Annotated in this window: 3 protein-coding genes; 1 reads left to right on the forward strand and 2 read right to left on the reverse strand. The window is 39.0% G+C overall.

The window, feature by feature from the left end; genetic code table 11:
* Positions 1–241 precede the first annotated feature (241 nt).
* A complete protein-coding gene (locus L1D50_RS20945) occupies positions 242–1,702 on the forward strand; it encodes a pre-peptidase C-terminal domain-containing protein (protein ID WP_128726249.1) in 1,461 nt (486 codons plus the stop codon).
* Positions 1,703–1,783: 81 nt separating this feature from the next.
* Here L1D50_RS20945 and L1D50_RS20950 read toward each other — a convergent pair whose 3' ends face one another.
* On the reverse strand, positions 1,784–2,377 hold the full coding sequence (locus tag L1D50_RS20950) for a hypothetical protein (protein WP_128726250.1): 594 nt from the start codon (positions 2,375–2,377) through the stop codon (positions 1,784–1,786).
* Between the two features lie 5 nt (positions 2,378–2,382).
* On the reverse strand, positions 2,383–5,712 hold the full coding sequence (locus L1D50_RS20955) for a hypothetical protein (protein ID WP_239966741.1): 3,330 nt from the start codon (positions 5,710–5,712) through the stop codon (positions 2,383–2,385).
* Positions 5,713–5,747 lie beyond the last annotated feature (35 nt).

Consider the following 5,747-nt stretch of genomic DNA (forward strand, 5'->3'; position numbering starts at 1 on the left):
CAGCTAAGCAAAAAACGACAAATAGGTGCCTCAGAAAAGTCATATACATCATTCAATTACCTGGTAAACAAAAGGATTCCTGAGCCTAATACCTCCCTCTCTAAATTTAGTTGAGGATGTTACGATTGTAAAATCCATACCTTCCGCCAACTCACAAGAACATTATATTGAATATTGTATACTTTAATCCTATGTTAAATAGGCTTGTAAATTAGCAAGCTTATTTAATAAGGATACAACTGTGAAAAAGATATATTTGAGAAGAGCGCGCTGTTATGCGCTTCTATTACTATTAACGGCAGGTCCGGCAAGTGCAGCTCAACTCACTGACACCTGTAAATCCTCAGCCCCATTTACTGGAAGAGAAATTGTCAATAAGCAACCTATTTGCCTTCCGAGTGGCGCTCGAACTTACTTAAGTATTCCAGGTACAAATAGTGTAAATAGTTTGGCAATTACCACTGGACATGGCTCAGGAAATCTTAATTTATATTCAAAAAATGGGGGGTGGCCAAAACTGGACGGTAGCGATCCAAATTCAAAAAGAAACGGTAATAGCGAATGTATCGTGCTTAAGAACTTAAACCAATATTGGACTTACATTACGTTAGATGGGGCCAGTCAAGGTGCCTCATTGGTCGTTGATTTAGGTGCAACCTCATGCCGTAACTTAGGTTCTACTCCACCACCTGGAGATAATGATGGTTATCCTTTAAATTATGCCAACATCAAAGTGTTTAGATTTCAATTTAGCGATGCGCAACTTAACTGGAATTCAATGCAGCGTGATTTAGCTGACGCTGCAACATATTACACGGACCAATCTTACGGTAAATTTAACCTCACATATGATACATCGGTACCAATAATTAATATTAATCGACCCAAAAGTGACTTTGACAGTGACTTTCACGGTTGGACAGCTGAATGGAAGAAGCATGTTAAAGCAAACGGCGTTGACCCGGAAAACCCTGGAACTGGTAATGTGGTAATGATGGTTGCCCCTCAAGTTGGTAACTTCAATTCCAGCGCAGCTCCTCCTTCAATCAGTTTATATCACCACACATCAGGCGTGGTGGCGCATGAGTTAGGACATGCACTTGGGCTACGTCATGCTAAAGCGCTAGAAGCTGGCTCTGGTAGAGTCATTGGCGATCATGATTATGCAAAGGAAAGTTTAAACTATGGTAACGTATATAGCATGATGGGAATGGGCGCTCATTCTTTAGAAGAATATAACTTACTGTACAAAAAGTATTTCGGTTGGGTAAGCGAATCAGAAGTCCCACTCATTACCTCATCGGGAACATATCGCATTTATGCATTTGACCACGGGCGCAATGATCAAGGATATATCGGATTAAAGCTAAAATCGGGTAACGGCTTATATACGTATTGGTTAGAGTATAGAACCACAAATGCGCGATATCCAAATACCAAAAACGGCATACTCATCAATTTAGAAGGCTACTTCGAAAATGAGCAAGATCCACGTTTTTGGAAAACGACCTCTTACCTCTTAGATATGACTCCAGGGTCAAAAACACCAGGCTGGTGGGGTGACGACCAAACCGATTCGGAGCTAACAATCGGAAATTCATATACCGATCATTGGGGAGGATTCAAAATCACCCCTACATCAAAGGGCGGAGCAGAAAATAGCGCTACCGCATGGATAGAAATAAAAGTAGAACTACTTTAATAAAGTAAGTAACGATGGCTATCGTTTGAGGATGATTGCCATCGCTATACCTCTGAGTGAATTTATTTATAGCAGATCTTATTACGGATCTATATATATCATATCAATGACCTCAGCCATTATATTTTTTCTTTCTCTAACATTGCGCTTATTTAACTTTCTTCCTTCACCTACTCTATCACTGGCTACAGCAACGAGCATATAAAGCGCTTTACTATGTTCAGCAACCGATTCTCTTCGTATCATTTGAGGCACTTTGGGAATATACTGCGACTTGATGTCTGCAAAGTGCGCAAACACTGCAACCAAATCTTCCTGCTTTGGGTAGCTCTTATCTGCGCACCAACACACTAGAGTAACATTAAGATTTTTTGAATAAAAATGCCCCCAATTTAGTTCAATATTTTGGGCTTTTAATAATGGATGAACCAAGTGTAAGGAAACTCCATCTACAAGTAGTTTTACTAAGTAAAACGAATCTAGTTGCAACTGATTGTCGACGATAAATGAGTCTATCGCTTTTCCTTCTTTATCTATTAATTCAACTAAAACTCCTGAATAAGCCCGATCAGACGTTAAATATATCTTAAAGGGCACCAGTAGGCTGGCACCAATCAGTGCACAGCCAATGAGCAGCGCTATAGCTAATTTCCTAAAAGGACGCTCCAATTTCATTTCCTTTATCTTGGGTTCACTTCGAAAATAACTGGATAGTCAAGTAGAGCATTATCAGCCCCATCTTTCAAAGTGATAACTACATTGATTTCTGCCCCAGATATTTGATTTTGCGTAGTTAAGTTATAACTCATTCTTATTGTCTCACTGTCAACAAAGGACGCTCCCGTAGTATCAATTTTCACACCAGCAGGCATATTCGAAAACTGACTAAACAAATTTCGTACCTGCGACATCACATTTTGAGAGGCCGATACATTTACAGTAACAGGAACGGACTGTCCCGCAGCAACATTAACAATAACCCTAGGTGTGCTGCCATCTACACTGAGCGGAATGATTTTACTTTGATGTTGTCCTTCGAACTCAGCAACTATCATGATTTGATGTTGACCATCGCTAAGCTCTAAACGCTTGGTGAAAGTCCCGTCATTTTGTATATCTGTGTTTTCGTTATTTACTCTTACTAATGCATCTACTTGATTGACACGACCCATGATAGTTACAGAGTTTGAGTTAATTATTGAGTTTGGCTCTGGAGAAATAATCTCAAGGTCTAACTGTTCAGGGTTATCGTCTTGAACAACCAATATAAGATCTACGATTTCAGAACTAATCGTCGCATTAGATGAATCCTTTAGAGTCAAAGTTAACTCAATCGGGTATCGATCAATTGCAGCATTCTGTGAAGCACTATATTGATAATCGAACCCAATTCCTGAGCGTGTACCATAGACTCTAAGTATCTGAAAGTTTGTCCCATAAGGTCTTAATGACAAACTATATGAATATCTTCTGACTAATGCTCTTTGTTCACTTGTTAAGGGCACCTCATAAGTTATAACTTCACTCACGCCACCTTGTATTAGTTCAATATATTCAGATTGAGAACTCGCACGAACTTTTAGCATCAAATACTTTTCTACCAGTTTGCCATTACGTTCAGCTTTGATTTGCAAACGGTGCTCACCAGAATCCAAATTTAAAGTTACCGAAAATGCCCCTATAGAATCTACATCGGCAAGCTTTCCATCGACTGTAACTTTTGCGTCTGCATGAGACACTTGACCATTAATAGTTACCTCCCCTTTGTCAAACTCAGCCCCTTCAACTGGACTAAATATTTCAAATGATAGTGGCTGAGGTAATACTTCAAAACTGACGCTTTTACGGACAGATTTATAACCATTAGTCGCATCGATGAAAACTTGATGTTTACCTTCTGCAAACTTGATTCGCTTATAGAACTCTCCTTGAGCATCAACAGTAGCCTGATGCCCTTGAATAATCACAGATGCCAGAGGGTCGCTAATACTGCCTTTAAATAACACTTCTGATTGCGAATAACCCTCCTGTTCAGTAGGAGATTGCATATTTAGTATGAGCTCATCCGTATCAACACTTACAATAATCGTTTTATTCACGTGTTGCTCAGCCGTTGAGGCGCGAACCACTATTTGATTAATACCTTCACTCAATAATAGTGTATGTGAGAAATCTCCATGTTCAGTGAGAACCACACTTTGCTCATTAATATCTAAGGTAGCCTCCGGATCGTTAACCTTTCCACGTACTTGAAATTCATTTGTACCTATTTTCTGTTCTTGCCTTAGATTGTCAAAACTGACTTGGAGCCTTGCTATCCCTACATACAAAAAGATATTCAAGAAATGTGTATGTACTGTGTTACCACTAGCATCAAGCAAATCGATTGCTACGGGTATTGTATACATACCTGGACGTGTCGATTGGCCTACATACACGTGATAATCAAACACTATAGTATCTGCAGGTGAACCCAACAGTTTCTTATAAGTAAAATTGACCTGAATCCCATGTGGGAGTGGGTCCATAAAAGAAGTTCGATAACGGTTTAACTGTGATATCACATCACCTGTTGTTTTCAACTGCCACTCTTTTTGAGCAGGATCATCAATTCTAACTTCAAGGTGGGATTCATCCGCAACAACTCTGTTGACTACTAGTAGTTTTTTACTCTCTCCAAACTTATTCGTAGCAACGATCTGTATCATATTTTCCCCTTGGTTTAGATAGTATTCCAACTCGAAATCTCCTACCTGAGAGTCGACCGAAATAGGGGTTCCATTGATTGTCAGTTGGGCATTCTTATCGTCCACCGAGCCGTGAATTAATATCTTTTCGGACATTGTATTTAACTCAGCCTCGTTAGGTGAGTCTAGCTTTAATGTTGGACTGCCAAAAGCAACGGAAAAGTTAACAACCTTTTGTGTTGACCCTGCGTCGTTAATGGCTTCCACTACGATTTGGTGGTCACCAACTCTATACTCTGAGGTATATAAAAAGTTACCATCCTTGCGAAGAGTCACCTCTACACCATCAACCAGTACCTTATTAACCGGAATTGAAACATCTATTATCCCGTCTATTGTTACAGGCTTAGCTCCCTCGTTAAATACTTTAAATAACTCATTTTGCCTAGGAGTGCCTATCTCAAAGGCCGGTTTCGGCATCGCCTTACGCTTAAATACGACTGTTTTTTCAGACACGTTATCATTTAAAGTAGAGTGTGCGGTTATCTTTACCTCGTTATCACCTAGCTCTAACGGTAGGTCCAAATAATGATAAGAATCGAAATCTGATATAACACTCACATAACCACCCTCTCCTATAAAATATTTTTTCGCAGGAAGACCATTGATATAGACATCAGCAAGTTTGTCATTATTAGTATCAATTTTTACCCTAACCACAGAGAAGTATGTTTCTCCTCCGTCCATCGGCTCTTTTAAAATAATATCAGGAACAGAATCAGACGTGCCCAAAACATCAACGTAACTTAAATAGTTCCGACTATTTGTTATGGGGGATCTGTTATCTGGCAAATTGACATAATGATTTACTCGCTTCTTCCCTGTCGTGGCACCACCTTCATTAGTTTTTAGCCCAACAATGACTTTTCCAATATAAATCCCGTCTATGTTACTTTGATTAGAATCCATTTGAACAAGTGACTTCATATTAACTTCAGAATGGTTTCTTTCAACACGATCTCGAGAGAAAACATACTCAGGTTCATTAAATGTAATAATTTCATCTCTTGGATAACTATAAAGATTTTGACCAGCAACTAAAGTATACTTATAAGGTTCAAAGTTAAGACTAAAACGCTTACCAACTTGAACCCCACTAGCATTACTAACCATTATTTCATAATTCTCCAACAGAGAATCAACTCTCCCCCCCATCAGAAAGTATTCATTTACATCATTATTTAAAACCTGTCTTTTTATTTTTAATGGCTTACCATTCAAAGTAGCTTTTTCAGGAATAAAATTCACTACAGATGCTAACACCGATGTACTCGTTGACCGTACAATACCATTATCTC

This window comes from Pseudoalteromonas sp. Isolate6 (assembly GCF_022398435.1).
Classification (GTDB): Bacteria; Pseudomonadota; Gammaproteobacteria; order Enterobacterales; family Alteromonadaceae; genus Pseudoalteromonas; species Pseudoalteromonas galatheae.

Coding starts and splice junctions, on each gene's coding strand:
- L1D50_RS20950 (WP_128726250.1), bottom strand. CDS start 2,377: ATGAAATTGGAGCGTCCTTTTAGGAAATTAGCTATAGCGCTGCTCATT.